Origin of the sequence: Shewanella sp. c952 (assembly GCF_019654975.1) — a bacterium.
In the GTDB taxonomy this organism is placed as follows: domain Bacteria; phylum Pseudomonadota; class Gammaproteobacteria; order Enterobacterales; family Shewanellaceae; genus Shewanella.
This window is the reverse complement of the sequence record NZ_BPEW01000023.1, coordinates 58012-77076: the sequence shown is the minus strand read 5'-3', so window position 1 is coordinate 77076 and position 19065 is coordinate 58012. Positions and strand designations below refer to the sequence as shown.

Below are 19065 nucleotides of genomic sequence, written 5' to 3'. Positions count from 1 at the left end.
GTTTCTTGGCTATTTTTACTGTGTTGTAGACTATTTGTGGAGAATAACTAAACGGCATAGCCTCCGCCTTGTCAAAATAGCCAATAAACTGCGGCAAAAACAACCGTGAAAGATCAACAGCCCCTAGCAACAGACATTGAAAGTTAAATCACATTTCACAGGTCTATTATTAGGTGAATAACTTCTTCTACATTCAAAGGCCAAAATAATGTTAAAAAAGACCTTCGTTTCACTGACTATACTGCTGTTCAGTTTGCCTATTTTTGCTAAACCTATTGCACTCGATGAATTGAATGTGATGCCGTTAATGAACGGACAAACCATTCCCTCAGCTTCACTAAAAGATCTCAATGGCAACAGTGTTGATATCGCCAAGCTCACAGCAGGCAAGCCAAGCATTATCTTTTTCTATCGCGGCGGCTGGTGCCCGTTTTGTAATTCTCAAATGGGTCAATTGCAGGCAATTGAGCCACAACTACTTGAGATGGGTTTTCAGCTGATAGGCATCTCTCCAGATACCCCTGAGAAACTAAAAGCTTCAATGACCAAACAAGACCTCAGTTATACCCTATTGTCAGATGCCAACTTAGACACCAGTAAAGCCTTTGGCCTAGCCTATTTCACTAGCGCCAAAACCACTGCGCGTTACACCAGCAAGATGAAGCTTGAAAATAAGCTGTGGCAAACGCCGTCTGGCGAACAGCGCTTAGTATTACCTGTTCCAGCCGTTTATATCAGCGATGCTAGCGGCCTAGTGCATTTCCAATATGTAAATCCAAACTTTAGAGTGCGCCCAGCACCTGAGCTAATTACTACCGCGGCAAAACTGGCACTCAAATAATCGCTTGCAGCTGCGCTTCGGCGTAGCTGTTAAAGACGGGATTAGCTATAATCTCTCCGCCGTATCCTCACTTACTTTCCACGGCGGAGATCTCATGTCCGATACCAGTTATAACCAAGCCCTTTTAGACTTTGCTAACGCAGGTCTTGCTGCACTTTCCGATTATGCAGCAAAAAGCAGCAGTGCTAAAACCCCCGCCGCTGAGAGTCATTTTTTATGTAGCTGGATGGTAACCGCCCTTAAAGAACGTCGCTTTTCTAAATTGATAGCCGATGATCTTACCTTTTGGATAAGACAGGCTCGTAGCATGGGCGCTGCTGCAGAACTTAAACTTTTACTACAAAAGATTAGCCAGCAGTACAGCTACATTGGCGGTAAACAGCAAGGACTAGCCGCATCTTTAAAAGCGATGCTAGCTGAACTTGAAGCCGACGATTGGCTTATCATTACCGATCAAGAAGTGACTAAAAAGCTAAAGCTCGCTAGTGATGGTCACTCGAGTTTGATCATACCAGAAGATCAATTTCAGCAACGCATTGATGGCAATGAACTGTTAAAACCCATTACCCTTTATGTACGCGCACCAGAGCCCGCCTTTGCCGCTGTGGCTTATAAACATGATCTAATACTTAGCGCTGGTAACAAAAAGGCCTCATTGATTAAGCACCATAAGGCTTATCAAATCTGGCCGAAAAATTTGCAACCTGCATTGGCGCTGTTACAGCCATTAGTGGATTAATCTAACGCTATTAAGTAAAAAGGCCTGCTAAATGCAGGCCTTTGTTATACCAATTGCATTAAAAGTTTGACCATTCAGCGGGAATTCAAAGCGCTGTAGGCAAGTAGTGGGATTTGAGCTAATAGTTATTCTATATCCAAATCTCATAGCGAAGCATAAAGTGTTTTGAAACCCGCACTACGTGAGCCCCTCAATCTTTCCACTTCTGCTTTGCATTGGCTTAAAAGGGAATAACCATTTCTTTACCAATGCGCTTTGAATTGAAAAGACTGAGGGGCTCTGAACGGGTCAAATACTTAATGCAATTGGTATTATCTATTGCATTGCAATTGCTTTTAGAATGTTACGCTAACATTGGCGCTACAAGTAGTCGTTCCTGCATCACATGCTTTATAGGTGTATGTACCACCACCTTTAGTGCTAATAGTATCGGTATAAATCGTATTACTTGCTGATGAACCAACAAAGTTGCCATCACGATAAACATCGACTGTACTGCCTGCTGCGCCACTAAAGCTAAGCTCAACTGTTTTTACACCACGTTGCTTAAAATGGTCAGTCGTAACAGCTAGACCATCGCCAGTGCCTGGGTCACCACCGTTATCACCACCAGCACAACCATTAGCCGTTAAGTAAGCATCAGCCGCTGCTGCATCTGCAATACCGTGACCAAAGTAAACATCATGCCCACTTGCACCACTGTCCATTGCTGAAGCATTCAATGCTGCGCGAATTTCGCTGCCGGTACATTCTGTATGGTTAGACCATACTCTTGCTGCAATACCCGATACTGCAGGTGTTGCCATCGAAGTACCGCTCATAAAGCCGTAATCAGAAGTGCCTATGGCAATATCAGCATTCGCAGCCGCAATGAGCGCTGCTTTGTCTTCAAATGCTGCGCCAACAGCAGGGATAGTCGTAGCGTTGGTATCGCCTAATGTTCCATAAAGCATACCCGGTTCATTATTGATAATAACCGCGCCGACACCACCTGAGTTTTCACAATTAAGCACTTTGTCATGGAAAGAGATAACGCCACGGTCAATCATACAAACCATACCGTTTGCACCGCCATCAGTCGTTTCAGCGGTGCCCATGTAATACACGCTTCCAGAAATAGAGCCGGCATTTTCCATTGCAGAACTAGAGTACGCTACGCCATCAGCACTCATGTTGGATGCTGTTGCCATACCCGCTGGATAGGTTGATAGGGTATCGACACCGCCAGCGGCGATCTCAACACAGATACTGGTATCTGTTTTCTGCTTTTTACCACGACCTGTCGTACACGTTGGAAATTGTGAGAAATCTGCAATGTCGTTATTTGCATCATTGGCGCCAACCATCATCACTGAAGGATAACCAGCAGGGTATGAGCGAACACTGTTACCATCATTACCCGCTGCGGCAACGACAAGGCCACCTGCATCAGTGAAAGACTGGAATGCATTTGATTCTGTAGAGTTTGAACCACCGCCACCTAGGCTCATACTGATAATATTGGCGCCCGCGGCACTACATAAGTTAGCAGCATGAGCTAGATCGGATGAATAACCCCAACCCTCTGCATTAAATACTTTAATAATGTGCATATCTACGCCAGGAGCCATGCCCACAACACCTACGTTATTATCTGCAGCGCCAACCGTACCGGCCACATGCGTACCATGTGGGCCACCATTTTCATTCCAGTTGCCAGTACCGCTGTCATTGTCACCGCTAATATTGCCCCATTCAAAATCTGGATTCGAAGCATCTAAACCAGAATCAATGATACAAACTTTCATACCTGCTGCATTATCAAATCCAATATCATTTACATTAGATTGATAAACGGCGTAAGGAGTTATTTGCTGCGTCATAGGGTTGCCAACGTCATCACTGAAAGACATTAACGAGCGGCGTTGATCCACTTCGACAAGCTGAATATGTGGGTTGTTAAGCAAACCTTTCACTTGAGCGAGATCTTTTCCTGAAAATGTCGCAGCAATAAAGCCATCACCATCAAGCTTTAATTGTCCGCCCATCTTCTTTGCTAAGGCTTTTACAACGCCTTTTTTACTGTTATCCACTTGAATAACATATCGCTCATCTGCTATTGCTGCCCCAGAGGCGCCAACAGATAGTGCTATTAAGGTCGCTGCAATTCTTGTCAATTTCATATAGTGTTGCTCCAGAAAGGTTTGCATAAGGCTCTTTTATGGCCCAATTAATTATTAGATTCTTTAACTACAAATCCCTTAGATGGCAGTAATACCAACTAAATGGAACTTAAAAACCTAGCACAAGCCATCAAATGTAACAATACGTTAACAATTGTAAACTTTGTAAGTACATACCGATATGAATAAAACCTCCATATAAAAAATACTTCTAAAGCTAACTTATAATTATTTTTTTCAGATAATTAACTAATATTCTTCGATGCCGTATGTGAACTAAAAAGGTGAATTTAATGAGTAAAAATTCAACATATTTTTTTAGAATATCTTCCTAGCACTAAAGTATTAGCGAGTAATTAGCCGTTAGATGCGCTTTTAGAATTGCTGCTGAGGCTGGATATGACTCTGGTAAAGTAAGATAAAAATCGACGTTATCAGCCAAGTTATAAAGCTGGTTACCCCCTGAATTACAAAATACTCATTAGCTTTAGACACAAAAAAGCGCCCCGAAAGGCGCTCTTGTTAAATGGCAGAGAATTTAGTTGAGATCCGCTGCTGTGGTTTGCTTGTGACTGTGACCATCGAGTGTATCGAGCTCAACCTTAGGAATATTAAGCGCTTGCTCGGTGAGGTTATTATTACCTTTTAGCAACTCACTTAAATTGCCAGTTTTTGCATCAACCAGTCCAAGCTCTTGCAGCATAGCATCAACAACAGGGCCGTTAGCACGATAATTTAATGCGGCGGTAGTGACTTGCTCTGCAATGCCCCCTGGTTGGCCTGCCGTTTCTGCTGCACCAGTACCATTACTGTTACCAGCGCCGTAACCTTGCAGGATCTTAATGCCCTCTATGTTTTCGAGCGGCTTAACAGACTCTTTGATAATTTCAGGCAATGAGGCCAAAATAGCCAGCGAGCGTTGCAGGGCAATCTGTTCATCACTCAATACGTTTTCAGCTTCATGCAGTGCTTGCTTACCAGCGGCATCAACCGCATAGACTTTTTCATCGGCTTCAGCGCTTAACTTCTTCGCATCTGCAGCAGCTTTTGCTTCAATGAGGATAGCACTTGATCTATCTTCAGCCGCGCGCTTTTCTGCTTCCGCTTCAACGGTGACACCCACCGCCTCACGCTCAGCTTCTTTACGCGCATCAATCACTTCAATCTCTTTACGGCGGTTAGCTTCAGCGACCTGGCGGGTAGTGATCACGGCCTCTTCTTTCTCTACCTTGAGTTTTTCAGCATCTGCGGCTTTTGCGCGAGCAGCTGACTCCTCTTCAGATTTAGCAGCAACGGCTATCTGCTTATCTTGTTCAGCAACCTCAATATCTCGCTGTTGTTGAATACGAGATTGCTCAATCGCTTTACGTTTTTCAATTTCGCGGGTTTCGATATCTTTAGTTTTCTCAATCTCAGCAGTCTCTACAGCACGCTCTTTAGCAATTTCAGCCTCACGCTCTTCCCGCGTTTTTTGCTCTTGTTGTTTTAAAATCTCCGCTTTTTGTTCTGCACGCTTAAACTCTAATGCCTGTTGTTGCACGAGCCTTGCTTCCTCTTCCGTCTTTTCAATTTCAAGCGACTGTTTTTCCGCTTCTAGATTACGTTGCTCTATTTTAATTCGGTTTTCCTGCTCAATGTCATTGGTCTCTTTACGCTTCTCTTCAATGATCTTAGCTAGGCGCGCGCGACCTTCAGCATCGAAGGCATTGTTCTCATTGAAAAACTGCAGGTCAGTTTGATCGAATCCAGTTAGCGATACCGATTCAAGCTCAAGACCGTTTTTCTCAAGATCGTTAGCCACATTATTCTGCACTCGCTGCACAAAGTCAGCACGTTGCTCGTGCATTTCGGTCATGCTCATCTCTGCTGCTACGGCTCGCAGTACATCGACAAACTTACTCTCCATCAACTTTTTAAGCTCTTCGACCCGTGTTGTTCTGGTTCCAAGAGTTTGCGCCGCCATCGAGATCCCCTCCACATTAGGAGCAACTCGCAGGTAAAAGTCAGCTTTAACATCAACACGCATGCGGTCTCGGGTAATCAAGGCATCTTTTTGTGTTTTTTCCACTTCAATACGTAATGTATTCATATTGACCACTGTGGTTTCATGCAGAACGGGCAGAACGATGGCGCCGCCATCTTTGATTATCTTCTCACCGCCAAAGCCTGTTCTAACAAACGCCATCTCTTTAGTAGCACGGCAATACAATTTGGCAAAAATCATCCCAATTACCAACATACCGACAAAAACTGAGCCTGCGATTATTAAAGCAAAGCTACCACCAAATCCTGCTGCTATATCTTGTACTGGTTCCATCTATAATGTTCCTTCATTATTTAGGTTAAATTTATTAAACGTATTTATTCAATATGAGCTTAAGTTTCTAATTTGGCAGCACTCCAGACTCGGCCTTTTCTTTTAAGCAGCACCACTTGTGTCCCGGTTAAAAACTCTACGCCGTCTTCATCGGGCTCCACTAATACATAATGTTTTTGCATATAGTCGTCTTTAACTAATGCTTCGCTAGGGTTTCCTAAAACGGCTTTACCTATAGTTAAAGTACCGACACAGCCATTGAGGTCTTCGACTGAAACAGCTGATGATTCATTCTTTGGTAAAATATTGGCCAGTTTTCCACCGAGGAAATGGCAACTAACAGCCATCAACATCAGTGAAATAGGCAAAGAAACAGATTGAGTTAGCAAGCTATTAAACCAGCTAAGAGAGAAGTAATTTACAGATAAACCTGCAATGGCGAAGCTCACTAGTGCCAATACAAACCAAATAAGCAGTGGCAGACGACTAATACACAACCAACCAGCGAGTCCTGTGACACCGCCGACATCATTGCCTGTATCATTAGGCGCCCAGTCATCGAGTAGCCCTAAAAAGCTGGCACCAATGACAAGAGATAAGCTTTCAACAATGCCGAGTATGCCAACAATACATAACGAGATGGCATAAGGTAAGTTTTCTTGGCTTAACAGAAATGAAACCATTAAATCCTCCATGAACACAATTTATCCGCATGATCCTATGCGGCGCAAAGCTTCGCTGCCTTGCAATGTGGCTAACTGCATAATTTAAAATAATTTATGCAGTATTCAGCATACCAAACTTTGCCCTGTAGCCAAACTAAAAATTCACAGCTTAAAAAGGATTCAAGCTGTAGCCCTCTTTTGCTGCAATGGCGTGGGCTGTCATCGCTGATAATGCCATATCTACATCAGGCAGCAGCTGATTTAGCGAAACATCATAATAAGCCGCGCTTTGCCCGCACAAATTAAACCTAACCCCGAGCTTTGATAGTTGGCTTATCAACTCTGCATTGGCGTTAGGCTGACCTTGAGTTGATTGATAGAGTTTTTCTTGAGTAAAATCTTTAACGGCACTGCCATGCACTACCATCATCAGCTCGATATCGTCGAGTGCGACACCGTTGCTGACATGCATATTGATAAAACGTGCCAGCGTATCCAAACTACGGTTTACTTTGCCTGGCTCAGCGGCTTTGCTCATATCAAACACCACTTTGAATTTCATCTCTTTTGGAATGACTAAGCTTGTCTCAATATCGGCAATTTTGCCGTATTGGGGTAAGACAGCACCCGACTTAAACGCATCGCTGCCCGCCATGAGGTTAAAACTGCACAGCATTAAACCTGCCGCAATAAAACATTGTCCCTGAGCTTTACTCATTATTATCTCCTTTTTAATAGCTGCTAATGCAATATCAATAATCGATTTAGTACGCTTATTTGCCGTTAAAGTTCATGCTAGCATAGCGAGATTAATCATCTTTAGTTGACCTTTATGAACCAGCCTAGCAACAAGCACTATCAATTGCTTAGTCACCACTTTCAAAGCATTAGTCATTTTGAGCATTTGAGCGCACTCGGTGATTGGGATCAAGCAGCAATGATGCCTATTGGTGGCGGTGAAGCTCGAGGCGCAGCCATGGCTGAACTTGCCAAGTATATTCACTCATTGAAAACGGCGCCCATGCTAGAGCACACTATTGCAGCTGCAGAGCTAGAAGCGTTAAATCCGCAACAGCAGGCCAACCTCCGAGAGATCCGTTACCAGTATCAACAAGCAAATATCGTTCCTGGAAGCCTTGTTGAAGCTAAAACCAAAGCCGCATACAAGTGTGAGCAGGCTTGGCGAGAACAACGTAATCAAAACGATTGGCAAGGATTTAGGCCTAACCTAGAGCATGTGCTCGCACTCGCAAAAGAGGAAGCACAGATTCGCGCTGAAGCGCTCAATATCTCTCCTTATGATGCGCTACTGGATAAGTTTGAGCCAGGGATGACATCCGCAAGGCTTGAGCAAATATTTGGCGGCTTAAAAAGCTGGTTGCCGCAATTAATTGAACAAGTTCAAGATAAACAGCAACACCAAGCTCGTTTTAGCATTCCTCACGCCAGTAGTGAAGCTCAAGCGCTATTAAGCCGTGATGTGATGGAGCTTTTACAGTTTGACTTTAATCACGGTAGGCTCGATACCAGTAGTCATCCGTTTTGTGGCGGCGTAGCTAGCGATGTACGGCTAACAACTCGTTATGATGAAGCTGACTTTACCAGCGGCTTAATGGGTGTTGTGCATGAAACTGGTCATGCCAAATATGAACAAGGCTTACCGCTAAAATGGCGCGGTCAGCCCGCTGGCGTAGCGCGCTCAATGGCAATCCACGAAAGCCAAAGTCTGTTCTGCGAGATGCAACTTGGGCGCGGTAGTGCTTTTCTACAGCAACTACAACCTATGTTGCAGCAACGGTTAGACAGCAACTTAAGCCACCAGCAGTTGCTAAATATCTATTCCAGAGTCAAACCCGGTCATATCAGGGTCGATGCAGATGAAGTCACCTACCCTTGCCATATTTTACTGCGCTTTGAAGCAGAGAAAGCCCTCGTCAGCAATCAACTTGCTGTAGCCGACCTACCTGATTTTTGGTCCGCGCAGATGCAATCCCTTTTAGGTATCAACACCGATGGTGACTACCAGAACGGCTGCATGCAAGATATTCACTGGGCTGTTGGTGAAATGGGCTATTTCCCTAGCTATACCTTAGGCGCTATGTATGCCGCTCAATTCAGAGTCGCGATGGAACAGCAATTAGGTTCTATGGAATCACTTGTCGCGAACGGAAAATTATCATCGGTAATGGGTTGGCTTGAACATAATATTTGGTCGAAAGGCAGTTTATTGACCACCGATGAACTGGTAAAACAAGCCACTGGAGAAACGCTTAACCCTGAGCATTTCAAGCAGCATCTAATACAAAGATACTCCGTTTAGGCATGCCTACTTACAGGGACAAATTAATGAAGTTACGCCAAATTGAAACAAGTGACTGGCCGAGTATTCTTGAGATCCAGCTTGAATGCTATCCACAGATCGAGCCGGAGTCATTAGCGGTGCTACAGAGCAAATGGTTAGCATCACCGCAGTCATGTTTTAGCCTCGAACTTAACCAACAAGTTGTAGGCTATTGCTTGGCTCATCCGTGGATAATCAATAATCCACCCACCTTAGAACAAGAGCTAGACAGCATCACTGCAAGCGATACGCTGTATCTGCACGATATTGCGCTGTCAGCTAAGGCTCAAGGAAAAGGCGCAGGACGATTGGTCCTCGATCGCTTGAAACAATTTGCAGTGCAAGATAAATACAGCAGCATTAGCTTAGTTGCCGTGCAAGGTGCAGATAGCTACTGGCAACAACAAGGCTTTACAGTGCAAAAGATCGATAAGGATCTTAGCGATTACCCTGCGGATGCCTGTTATATGGTTTATACCTTATAGCCTAGATTTGCTATCATATGCGCAATTTCAAAAGAGAAGACTAACATGGCCGTAAGAATCACCTATAAGTTCAAAGGCAAAGCCAAAGAGATTAACTTTGCCTACGACAAATTCCATGACATCTATGAAGCTGTTGCGGCTGAAGAAGGCGTTGATTTAACTCGCTACCACATGATGGAACAGCAAGTTGAGATGACATCTAAAGGCTCATCAGCGGTAAGAGATTTCCGTAATAAAGAGTTTGCTAGATTTGGTTTTAGCGATATCTATTACATTAAAGATGATCCTAAAGCGCGTTAATCCGTTAACAACACTGCCTCGCAACCAACAAATTGAGTGATATTAATGACAGCAAACTCTATGCCCAACAGCGATCATGCTAACTTTCCACGCGCCGGTTTTTTCAAACGCTGTGGTGCAATTGTGTATGACTTGCTACTCGCGGTAGCCGTTTATATGATCGCAGGCGCGATCGGTTTTGGCATTTTCACCGCACTGGTCTCTGGCGGGCTAGTCGACATAACAGGTTATGAACATGTGTCTGATGCACTTAATGCCATCCCTTTGTATAAAGGGATCTACCAGTTCTGGATTGCACTATGTGTAGGTTTGTTCTATATCAGCTTTTGGAGCTACGGTGGCCAAACTTTAGGGATGCGAGCATGGAGACTTAAAATCCAGCATCCGAATGGTCAGAACCTTAGTATGGTAACAGCTGCAGCGAGACTTATCTGGTCATTACTCGGCATAGGTAATTTGTGGATATTGATTAACGGTGACAAGCTTGCATTGCAAGATATGATGACCCGCTCTGAAGTGGTGGTATTGTCTAAAGAAGCTAATCAGATGCGTAATTGGCGAGGCGTTTAATCGCTTATATGCGATTAGGCGTTAGGCGTTAGGCGTTAGGCGTTAGGCAGAATAGAAAAAGCCAATAAACTTGCTCGCAAGTATATTGGCTTTTTTGTTGCCAACCTTCTACAGATTTGGCCTTTATTTACGGATATAGTAAAGCGCGCCGGCGCTAAATATTAGTGCAGGCATTCCGGCGCTAATAAACGCTGGTAGGCCATAAACGATACTTAATGGACCGAAGACTTCACTGCAAATATAGAAACTAAAACCAGCCACGACCCCTAGCAGCACTCGCGCGCCCATGGTCACCGTTCTTAACGGACCAAATACAAAAGATAGCGCTACTAACATCATCACAGCGATAGTGACAGGCTGCATTAATTTGCGCCATAAAGCCAATTCATAGCGGGATGACGCTTGATTGTTATTATCAAGGTAATCTAAGTAATCCAACAGCCCTTCAATAGATAACGACTCAGGTTTAACCGATACCACACTTAATTTCTCGGGCGTCAACGACGATATCCATTTGTCTTCATCGAGGTTGGTCAACACCACTTGTTCGCTCTTTAATGAGGTTCTTCTAACGTCATAGAGCTGCCAAAATTTGCCCATATATTTAGCGGTTTCGGCATGGACAGTACTGGTAAGGTTAGTAGTATCGCTAAATTCGTACAAAGTGATATCGCGTAAATTATTGCTATCGACAATACCGCCAATATTAACAAACAGATCGCCATCTTTTGCCCAAACTCCACGACTAGATTCAATTAGGCTACCGCCAGAGATCTGCGTTCGCTGGATCTCTTTCGCACGAACCTCGGCGACGGGCGCAACATACTCCGACAGTAACATCACCAAAATCATCAAAGGTATCGCAGTTTTCATTGCCGACAGTGCAATTTGTAAGCGTGATAAACCGGATGACTGCATCACCACCAATTCAGAGTTTGATGCCAACATTCCCATGCCGGTAAGCGCGCCAAGCAGCACAGCCATAGGAAAAAACATTTCGATATCACGGGGGATCAAAAACAGTACATAGATCCCCGCATCCATCATGCTATAGGTGCCTCGTCCTACGAGTCTTAACTGATCAACCCACTTAATAATGCCCGATAAACCAGTCAAAATAAGCAGTGACAAAGAGGAACTGCTGATAAGAACCTTAGCGATATAGAGGTCTAGAATTCTCATGTGCGAGCCGCCTTTTTGCGCTTAAACACACCAGAAAGTTTCGCCCCTGTCGGCCGCTCTTTACCGAGTAAGAGCAGGCCTATTAACAGGGCGGAGGCATGGATCCACCACATCCCGAGAATCTCAGGCACCACCCCATCCTCTAACGATTTTCGACCCGCAACCATCAATCCGAAGTAGCCTAAATAAAGTAAAATCGCTGGGAACATCTTAGCGAACTTGCCTTGACGGTTATTAACTCGCGCCATAGGCACTGCAATCAAAGTCATCAAAGGAATCGCTAACGGTATCGCTAGGCGCCAATGAAACTCAGCAGTCGCTTCTGGCGTATCAATATCCATCAATTGGTCAATGGGCAGTGCCGAAAGCTTACGCCTGCGCTCTCCCGCCTCTTGCTCTTTAATTTCCATCTGATAGCCGCCAAATTCGACTACCTGATAATCAATGCGTTTTGGACTTCCCTGATATTGCACCCCATCTTCAAGCTGCAATCTTTGCCCGCCTGTAGCATCTTCAACCACCTTGCCAGACCGTGCGACCACAACATTCGCTAAGCCTGTCTCGTCGTCAGGATCGGGAAGCTGGGCAACAAATACTTTATCAAGTTTATTATCTCGGCCAATGCGTTCGACAAATAACACTGCGCGGCCATTAGGGCTGGTTTGAAAGCGACCTTGGGTTAATGCGGCAATCCCCGCCTCAGATTGGGCATGCTCCAACACCTGGTTTTGCCGCTCTTCTGCCCAAGGGGTAACATAAATGGACAAAAAGCCTGTAAAAACCATGTTAACCACAGCAAGCAGCAAAGTGACTCGGGTGATATACCATTCACTAATGCCCACACCGTGCAAAATAACCATCTCATTTTCTGAGTACATGCGGCCATGAGCCAGCAAAATACCTAAAAATAGGCTGAGTGGCAGCACTAAAACAATTAGAAACGGCATGTTGAGCCCTAGCAATGTCATCACTAGGGAAGCAGGAAACTCGCCATCAGAGGCGTCAGCAAGCACACGCACGAAATGTTGGCTAATAAAAATAGCTAACAGCACCAAAAGCACTGCTATTTGGGCCTTTAAAACTTCTCGAATCAAGTATCTAAATACAATCACAGGTAGGATCCTGTCTCTAAACTTTGAATTATGCTGGTATCAATACAACTTTCATGTAAACTGTCTACTTTTAGTAGTTTTGTAACCAACAATTGCATAACATGGCCAGGGAAAACACCTGAAAAATCTATTTTAGGGTGTGCCATATTCAGGCCCTTTTTGGGCACAAGCAGACATTATCTAATAAATAATAAAATTTGTCTTTAAGAATCTAGGAGAGCTCATGGAGTTTAGCGTAAAGAGCGGCAGCCCAGAGAAGCAACGCTCAGCTTGTATCGTCGTAGGTGTATACGAGCCAAGACGCTTGTCCGGTATCGCCGAACAGTTAGATAAGATCAGTGAAGGTTACATCAGTAACCTACTTCGTCGTGGCGATTTGGAAGGTAAGCCAGGACAGATGTTGTTACTGCATCATGTGCCTAACGTTTTAAGCGAACGTGTACTTTTAGTCGGTTGTGGTAAAGAGCGTGAACTTGATGAACGCCAATACAAGCAAATTATCACAAAGACGATTAACACCCTAAATGAAACCGGTTCAATGGAAGCAGTTTGTTTTCTTACCGAATTACACGTTAAAGGTCGCGATACATACTGGAAAGTACGTGAAGCGGTCGAAAGTACACAAAACAGCTTATACAGTTTTGATGCGCTTAAGACACGTAAAGGTGAAACTCGTCGTCCACTACGTAAGTTGGTGTTTAACGTACCAACTCGCCGCGAGCTAACTGTTGGCGAACGCGCGATAGAGCATGGCATGGCTGTATCAGCCGGTATGCACCTTTGTCGCGACGTGGCAAACATGCCGCCAAACATCTGTAACCCCGCTTACCTTGCATCACAAGCTCGTCAAATTGCCGAAAATACTGAGAACCTCACAGTAACAACGGTTGGTGAAGAGCAGATGGAAAAACTAGGAATGAATTCATACCTAGCAGTAGGCCGTGGTAGTGATAACGAATCAGTTATGACTATCATGGAATATAAGGGCGCAGTTGATAATACTCAGAAACCAATTGTACTTGTCGGTAAAGGGCTAACCTTCGATTCAGGTGGTATTTCACTTAAACCAGGCGAAGGCATGGATGAGATGAAATACGACATGGGCGGCGCAGCAGGTGTTATCGGTGCGATGAAAGCATTGTGTGACATGCAGCTACCCATCAACGTCATCGGCGTACTTGCCGGCTGTGAAAACATGCCATCGAGTAATGCATATCGTCCAGGCGACATCTTAACCACTATGTCAGGTCAAACGGTTGAAGTGTTAAACACTGATGCTGAAGGCCGTTTAGTTTTATGTGATGTGTTGACCTATGTTGAGCGCTTTGACCCAGAATTAGTGGTTGATACAGCAACCTTAACCGGCGCATGTGTTATTGCACTGGGTAAGCACGCATCAGGTCTGTTCTCTGGTCATAACCCGCTTGCACATGAGCTACTTAATGCTGGTGAGCAAAGTGGTGACCGCGCATGGCGCATGCCATTATGGGATGAGTACCAAGAGCACTTAGAGAGCCCATTTGCTGATATGACTAACTTAGGTGGTCGTCCAGCAGGTTCTATTACTGCAGCTTGTTTCTTATCTCGTTTTGCTAAGAAGTATAACTGGGCACATATTGATGTGGCTGGTACAGCTTGGAACAGCGGTGCTAATAAAGGTTCTACAGGTCGCCCTGTACCATTATTGACTCAGTTCTTAATCAACCGCGCAGGCGTTGATCAAGGCGAATAATTTGCTTTAGCGAAAGCGACTTGTCTAGCATTGCTAGACAAAATAAAAGCCAGTTGTTAATTCAACTGGCTTTTTTAATGCTTTGTGTTTTAGGTCATGAGAAGTGAAACACGTTTTTGGACAAAAGTGAGTTAGAGCTAAAACTCTCGGATTGATGAATTAAATTAGGGAAAGTATGGCAAACAGACATGCATTAACGCCCGCATAAGGGGCTGATAATAGCTTGCTAAAATGTGAAGCGAAGCGGAACTGAGCAAGCTGTTAGCAGTCCCATGCTTAATGCGCTTGTTAGGTAACTAACTTACACCAAAAGTAACAAAGCCGTACTTAAAAATATACTTGTTTCAGCCAACCTTTGAGCTAGACCAATAAAACCTTTAGGGAATCCAACGAGAAATATTAATAGGAAAGTACAAAGCAATGTAAAAGTTAATTCAATAAACCATGTTGCTTCGCTGTCCATTAATTCATTTAATTGATATGCCATCGCAGCATAACAAGCACCACCAATAATATTATGTATGGAGTTTTTCCAAGTTCCTAATAAAGGTGTTCCTGGATCGCACGGAAAAAATGCACTTAGGAGATAACTCAAGCCAATAGCACCAGATAAAAATGCAGCAGGATAATTACTGGTATAAGTAACAAAAGAAACAATCAAGCAACCCAGTCCTACGGGTAAAAATACAAAATATGAAACCTGCTTTTCATATTCAGAGCCTAACTCACCCAATTCACTTATTGAGTATCTGAAATGGCTATATGCTTTACGTTTTTTCGCATAAAACACTACACCACAAACCAAACAGATATAAATAAAAAGTAGAAGAAACGCCATACTTTCGTTTTACCTAACGCCTCGTTAAGAGGCAATAAAACAGTTGGCTAAAATTAGCGACGAAGGAGCAAAAGCCAACTGTTTTTTGTCCTTTTAAACGACTTGTTAGGCGAATTTTACCTACGCTTTTTTTTTGCTTGATTTTTTAACACAGCAACAGCTTGTTTAATATGGTCTTGCTCACAAAGTTCCGCATATCTATTGCCTCTAAAAGCTTCACCTTGCGCACCATCGCTCCTAGCTGAAAGGTAACCTGTAAAGAAACCTATTTGCGTATATAGTTCAGATATTTCCTGAGCTATTCTTTCCAGAGTTCCAAGCTCATAAACATATTGTTTAGAAAACAGATCAAAAGATTCGCCATTAGCTTGATGTGCAGCTGTAAACGCCAAAAAATCTGATTGAGATACCCACACGATATGATCTGGTATCGAGAGTGACACACCGAAGCAGCCATGAGCAAGATCATTTCGTTCTTTTTCGAGCGCCTCTTTCCTTTTGATATAAGCATTAAATAAGAGTAAATCAGGCTTATTTAGAACGGTAACTGCTGCAGCTCTTAATGCATCGTGTTGACTGCGACTATTTCTAATTGATCCAAATACAGCTGCGGCTGCAGGTATATTTGCCCCCATTAACTCACCTAGGAGTCTGACACACTGAATATCAATATCTGCCCAAGCGGTAACAATTCTTCCAACTAAAGCTGCAGCTTTAGGCCTATCTTCAATATAACCAACTCCCATTGTAACTTTTGCATTAGGGTATGAACGATTTAAAGGTTTACGAGAAGCTTTGGATATTTGGTTTCTTTTAGGGTAACTTGCCGGAATATTTTCTTCCGACATTATTGGGTAAACCAAATTTGGTGAGTATAAGTCATCATGAATGCAGCTTGGGCAAGTAGTACTTATATCATCATCGATTTTTAGCCCCGTTAAAAAGGAACGATTTCCTTTAGATTTATCATCAAAAAGGTAAATGGGCTTTTCACAATGTTTACATGAAACTGAAAAATACCAAGCGCCTGCCTTTATACTTTCCCTTCTGTATATTCTATACGCCATACTTTAATTCCATCAAAGATACTCAGTGTGATGCGCTATTCGCCTAACAGCTTATTCATTAGTCGCTCGATAACGTTCTTAGCAACTCGTTAATTTTTTAACAAGCTATCACTACTAAGGCATTGATGTAAATAGATAATGTCTAAGTTCAGGCGACATAAACGGCCTTGTTGAGCGCGGGGAAAGAGAGCCTAGGGTGTTCAATGGGTCCGTGTATCACTTTTTTACATTTTCCATCAGCCTGATTTTTATAGGTTTTGTGAAATATTAAAAAATTATCGATGCCTAGCAGGACAGTTTTTGGCATCTTTATTTGCGCCATAATGGCCGTTTTTACTCACTTTCAGTTATAACTGTATGAATATACAGCACCATTTCAACCTACATGAGAATACGCAATCCACGTTTAACCTAAAGTTAGCTAACTTTGGGGCATAAATGCGTTAGCTGCTGACCAAAGTGGTTCCAATGACCTGCGGTCAGCGTATGTGCAGACGCAACTGAGGCTCGTTTTGCGCCGTCTGACCTCCAAGGAAGGAGGAAATGCCAAATTCTGTAAGGAACAGAATTGGCGCTGAAACCGAAGGCCTCAGCCGGACCACACTGAGTTTGAAAAGCGCAAACTATCAGCATTTGAGTTATCAGCAATAGCTATCTCGCAGTAAACACCGTGGCTTAAATACAATAACCAAACGTCCAGAATCAAATCTCCCCCGTTGGAAATTTTGCTCTTTAAATTTCGCCGGGGCGCTGAGGGATATCCAAAAGGGGGGCAAGCGCTTTCCCCTTTTTGGTCTGGTGTGGGCGAAGCGCCACGACTTTGATCTAGATTTTGACTTTAACTTTAACTTTAACTTTAAAGCTAAAAGCTGATTTCCCAGCCCAAACACTACATTGGCGCTATCTGATCCACCATCAACTGCAAGGTTTGATTACCTCTAAACTCATTCACATCCAGCTTATAAACAATCTCAGCATGTTGAATGGTTGCGTCTGGCCAGGTTTTTAAGTCGACATTAAATGCGATAGCATCCAGCATTACTTGACCACATTCAGTCTCTAACACCAATTTAAGGTGCTTCTCACCCACAATTCGTTGTTGGATGATCCTAAAGTGACCATCAAACAGTGGCTCTGGGAAGTTTTGCCCCCAAGGGCCTGCTGCGCGAAGCTCTGCTGCTAACGGCAAGGTAAATTGCTCTGGCGTCAGCTCTCCATCGGAAACCAACTCACCAGTCAGTAACTCTGGCGCCAAGGTTTCTCGAATCGCTTTATCGTATGCATCAGCAAACAATGCAAACTGCCCGGCTTTTATTGATAGCCCTGCCGCCATCGCGTGACCACCAAACTTAAGAATAAGCCCAGGATGGCGACTGTTGATGAGCTCTAAAAGGTCACGCATGTGCAAGCCTTTGATTGAGCGAGCTGAACCTTTTATTTGGCCATCTCCAGCGTCGGCAAATGCGATAACCGGACGATGATACTTATCTTTAATTCTCGATGCTAAAATCCCAATAACACCTTGATGCCAATCGGCTTGAAATAGTGCAATTCCCCAAGGCAGTTCTGTTTCATTTAGCTCAACACTTTCGAGGCTCTTAAGTGCTTCTTGTTGCATCTCCGTTTCTAGATCGCGCCGCTCTGCATTTAAGCTGTCGAGCTCAGATGCCATTCTGCGTGCCAACATAATGTCTTCACATAATAGCGTTTCAACACCTAATGCCATCTCATCCAAACGACCTGCAGCATTAAGCCTTGGGCCAACAGCAAAACCAAAATCTGAGGCTACAATACGTGATGGAGTGCGTTTGGCCACTTCCAATAACGCGGTGATCCCAACGCGGCAGCGACCCGCCTTCACTCGTTGCAGTCCCGCTTCAACCAAGATGCGGTTATTGGTATCAAGCGATACCACGTCGGCCACAGTGCCTAAGGCTACGATATCGAGTAAGTGACCTAGATTTGGTTCATTGATACCTTGCTGCTGATACCAGTCGCGTTGTCTTAATTCTGCCCGAAGTGCTGACATCAAATAAAAGGCAACGCCAACCCCAGCAATCGATTTACTGGCAAATTCACAGCCATGCTGGTTAGGGTTAACAATCGCGTCAGCATCAGGTATAGACTGGCCTGGCAGATGATGGTCGGTGATAACAACGGTCATCCCCAGCGCTTTTGCTGCGGCAACACCCTCAATTGATGAAATACCATTATCGACTGTGATAATCACTTCGGCCTTTTTCTGCGCCGCTACCGCAACAATTTCGGGACTGAGGCCATAACCGTAGTCAAATCGATTGGGGATCAAGTAATCGATATTGTTAGCGCCCATCATTTTCAGCGCCAACATACACACGCTGGTCGATGTGGCGCCATCAGCATCAAAGTCACCCATGATCAGAATCGACTTTTGCGCTGCTATTGCATCTGCGACAATTTCTGCGGCTTGGGTCACTCCCAACATGGTATTGGGTCGCAGTAGTTTACCTAAGCTCAATTCACATTCATTTGCACTCACACCACGGCTGGCATATATCTGTTTTAACAGTGGAGATAGAGAGTTAGGTAAATGGCTATCATCGATTTTTGAGCGGCGAACTATCTTATGGATCACAGGGCTAACTACCTTTAAACAATGAGTCTTGCCAGCATAGCAAAGACTGCTAGCAAAGGCTTGCTCTTCACTCTTTTTAGCAGGCATAAAAAAGGTGAGC

The 19065-nt window shown here is 44.0% G+C and carries 16 protein-coding genes; 7 read left to right on the top strand and 9 right to left on the bottom strand.

What is annotated here, in order from left to right; genetic code table 11:
* The first annotated feature begins 208 nt into the window (after positions 1-208).
* Positions 209-841: a peroxiredoxin-like family protein gene (locus K5R16_RS15255; protein ID WP_220738414.1), complete on the top strand. Its 633-nt coding sequence runs from the start codon at positions 209-211 to the stop codon at positions 839-841.
* Between the two features lie 94 nt (positions 842-935).
* A complete protein-coding gene (locus tag K5R16_RS15250) occupies positions 936-1580 on the top strand; it encodes a DUF2913 family protein (protein WP_220738413.1) in 645 nt (214 codons plus the stop codon).
* Positions 1581-1915: 335 nt separating this feature from the next.
* Here the strand turns inward: K5R16_RS15250 and K5R16_RS15245 are convergent, their stop codons facing one another.
* The 4 genes from K5R16_RS15245 to K5R16_RS15230 form a co-directional block, all read right to left on the bottom strand.
* The gene (locus tag K5R16_RS15245) at positions 1916-3742 is read right to left on the bottom strand and encodes a S8 family serine peptidase (RefSeq protein WP_220738412.1); all 1827 of its coding nucleotides are present in this window, start codon (positions 3740-3742) and stop codon (positions 1916-1918) included.
* Between the two features lie 538 nt (positions 3743-4280).
* The gene (locus K5R16_RS15240) at positions 4281-6059 is read right to left on the bottom strand and encodes a flotillin family protein (protein ID WP_220738411.1); all 1779 of its coding nucleotides are present in this window, start codon (positions 6057-6059) and stop codon (positions 4281-4283) included.
* A gap of 59 nt (positions 6060-6118) precedes the next feature.
* On the bottom strand, positions 6119-6742 hold the full coding sequence (locus tag K5R16_RS15235) for an OB-fold-containig protein (protein WP_220738410.1): 624 nt from the start codon (positions 6740-6742) through the stop codon (positions 6119-6121).
* A 151-nt stretch (positions 6743-6893) separates the two neighbouring features.
* A complete protein-coding gene (locus K5R16_RS15230; protein ID WP_220738409.1) occupies positions 6894-7442 on the bottom strand; it encodes a DsrE family protein in 549 nt (182 codons plus the stop codon).
* Between the two features lie 114 nt (positions 7443-7556).
* Between K5R16_RS15230 and K5R16_RS15225 the strand changes: the two genes are divergently transcribed.
* Genes K5R16_RS15225 through K5R16_RS15210 form a run of 4 tightly spaced genes read left to right on the top strand, consistent with a single transcriptional unit; the run spans position 7557 to position 10420 of the window.
* Positions 7557-9044, top strand: a complete 1488-nt coding sequence (locus tag K5R16_RS15225) for a carboxypeptidase M32 (RefSeq protein ID WP_220738408.1) — start codon at positions 7557-7559, stop codon at positions 9042-9044.
* 26 nt (positions 9045-9070) lie between these two features.
* Positions 9071-9550 (top strand): GNAT family N-acetyltransferase, encoded by a 480-nt coding sequence (locus tag K5R16_RS15220; protein WP_220738407.1) that lies wholly within the window; start codon positions 9071-9073, stop codon positions 9548-9550.
* 45 nt (positions 9551-9595) lie between these two features.
* Complete coding sequence (locus K5R16_RS15215; RefSeq protein WP_020914207.1) at positions 9596-9850, top strand: DUF2960 domain-containing protein; 255 nt, start codon at positions 9596-9598, stop codon at positions 9848-9850.
* 60 nt (positions 9851-9910) lie between these two features.
* Positions 9911-10420 (top strand): RDD family protein, encoded by a 510-nt coding sequence (locus K5R16_RS15210; RefSeq protein ID WP_220738420.1) that lies wholly within the window; start codon positions 9911-9913, stop codon positions 10418-10420.
* Between the two features lie 123 nt (positions 10421-10543).
* Here the strand turns inward: K5R16_RS15210 and lptG are convergent, their stop codons facing one another.
* Positions 10544-11602: an LPS export ABC transporter permease LptG gene (lptG, locus tag K5R16_RS15205; protein WP_220738406.1), complete on the bottom strand. Its 1059-nt coding sequence runs from the start codon at positions 11600-11602 to the stop codon at positions 10544-10546.
* Positions 11599-12714 (bottom strand): LPS export ABC transporter permease LptF, encoded by a 1116-nt coding sequence (lptF, locus tag K5R16_RS15200; RefSeq protein ID WP_220738405.1) that lies wholly within the window; start codon positions 12712-12714, stop codon positions 11599-11601. Before lptF ends, lptG begins: the two co-directional genes overlap by 4 nt.
* A 223-nt stretch (positions 12715-12937) precedes the next feature.
* On the opposite strand from lptF, the gene pepA reads away from it, so the two are divergent.
* Positions 12938-14446 (top strand): leucyl aminopeptidase, encoded by a 1509-nt coding sequence (gene pepA / locus K5R16_RS15195; protein ID WP_220738404.1) that lies wholly within the window; start codon positions 12938-12940, stop codon positions 14444-14446.
* 301 nt (positions 14447-14747) lie between these two features.
* On the opposite strand, the gene K5R16_RS15190 is transcribed toward pepA, so the two are convergent.
* From K5R16_RS15190 to recJ, 3 genes are all read right to left on the bottom strand, one after another.
* Positions 14748-15284: a DUF998 domain-containing protein gene (locus K5R16_RS15190; RefSeq protein ID WP_220738403.1), complete on the bottom strand. Its 537-nt coding sequence runs from the start codon at positions 15282-15284 to the stop codon at positions 14748-14750.
* Between the two features lie 116 nt (positions 15285-15400).
* On the bottom strand, positions 15401-16351 hold the full coding sequence (locus K5R16_RS15185) for a hypothetical protein (protein WP_220738402.1): 951 nt from the start codon (positions 16349-16351) through the stop codon (positions 15401-15403).
* Positions 16352-17240: 889 nt separating this feature from the next.
* Positions 17241-18965: a single-stranded-DNA-specific exonuclease RecJ gene (recJ, locus tag K5R16_RS15180; protein ID WP_220738419.1), complete on the bottom strand. Its 1725-nt coding sequence runs from the start codon at positions 18963-18965 to the stop codon at positions 17241-17243.
* Positions 18966-19065: the final 100 nt, after the last annotated feature.

Bases quoted from the DNA above. Each gene is read 5' to 3' on its own strand.
- K5R16_RS15185 (WP_220738402.1), bottom strand. From the start codon at position 16,351: ATGGCGTATAGAATATACAGAAGGGAAAGTATAAAGGCAGGCGCTTGG.
- K5R16_RS15250 (WP_220738413.1), top strand. From the start codon at position 936: ATGTCCGATACCAGTTATAACCAAGCCCTTTTAGACTTTGCTAACGCA.
- K5R16_RS15255 (WP_220738414.1), top strand. From the start codon at position 209: ATGTTAAAAAAGACCTTCGTTTCACTGACTATACTGCTGTTCAGTTTG.
- K5R16_RS15245 (WP_220738412.1), bottom strand. From the start codon at position 3,742: ATGAAATTGACAAGAATTGCAGCGACCTTAATAGCACTATCTGTTGGC.
- K5R16_RS15215 (WP_020914207.1), top strand. From the start codon at position 9,596: ATGGCCGTAAGAATCACCTATAAGTTCAAAGGCAAAGCCAAAGAGATT.
- K5R16_RS15220 (WP_220738407.1), top strand. From the start codon at position 9,071: ATGAAGTTACGCCAAATTGAAACAAGTGACTGGCCGAGTATTCTTGAG.
- K5R16_RS15240 (WP_220738411.1), bottom strand. From the start codon at position 6,059: ATGGAACCAGTACAAGATATAGCAGCAGGATTTGGTGGTAGCTTTGCT.
- K5R16_RS15190 (WP_220738403.1), bottom strand. From the start codon at position 15,284: ATGGCGTTTCTTCTACTTTTTATTTATATCTGTTTGGTTTGTGGTGTA.
- K5R16_RS15235 (WP_220738410.1), bottom strand. From the start codon at position 6,742: ATGGTTTCATTTCTGTTAAGCCAAGAAAACTTACCTTATGCCATCTCG.
- lptG (WP_220738406.1), bottom strand. From the start codon at position 11,602: ATGAGAATTCTAGACCTCTATATCGCTAAGGTTCTTATCAGCAGTTCC.
- K5R16_RS15210 (WP_220738420.1), top strand. From the start codon at position 9,911: ATGCCCAACAGCGATCATGCTAACTTTCCACGCGCCGGTTTTTTCAAA.
- K5R16_RS15230 (WP_220738409.1), bottom strand. From the start codon at position 7,442: ATGAGTAAAGCTCAGGGACAATGTTTTATTGCGGCAGGTTTAATGCTG.
- pepA (WP_220738404.1), top strand. From the start codon at position 12,938: ATGGAGTTTAGCGTAAAGAGCGGCAGCCCAGAGAAGCAACGCTCAGCT.
- K5R16_RS15225 (WP_220738408.1), top strand. From the start codon at position 7,557: ATGAACCAGCCTAGCAACAAGCACTATCAATTGCTTAGTCACCACTTT.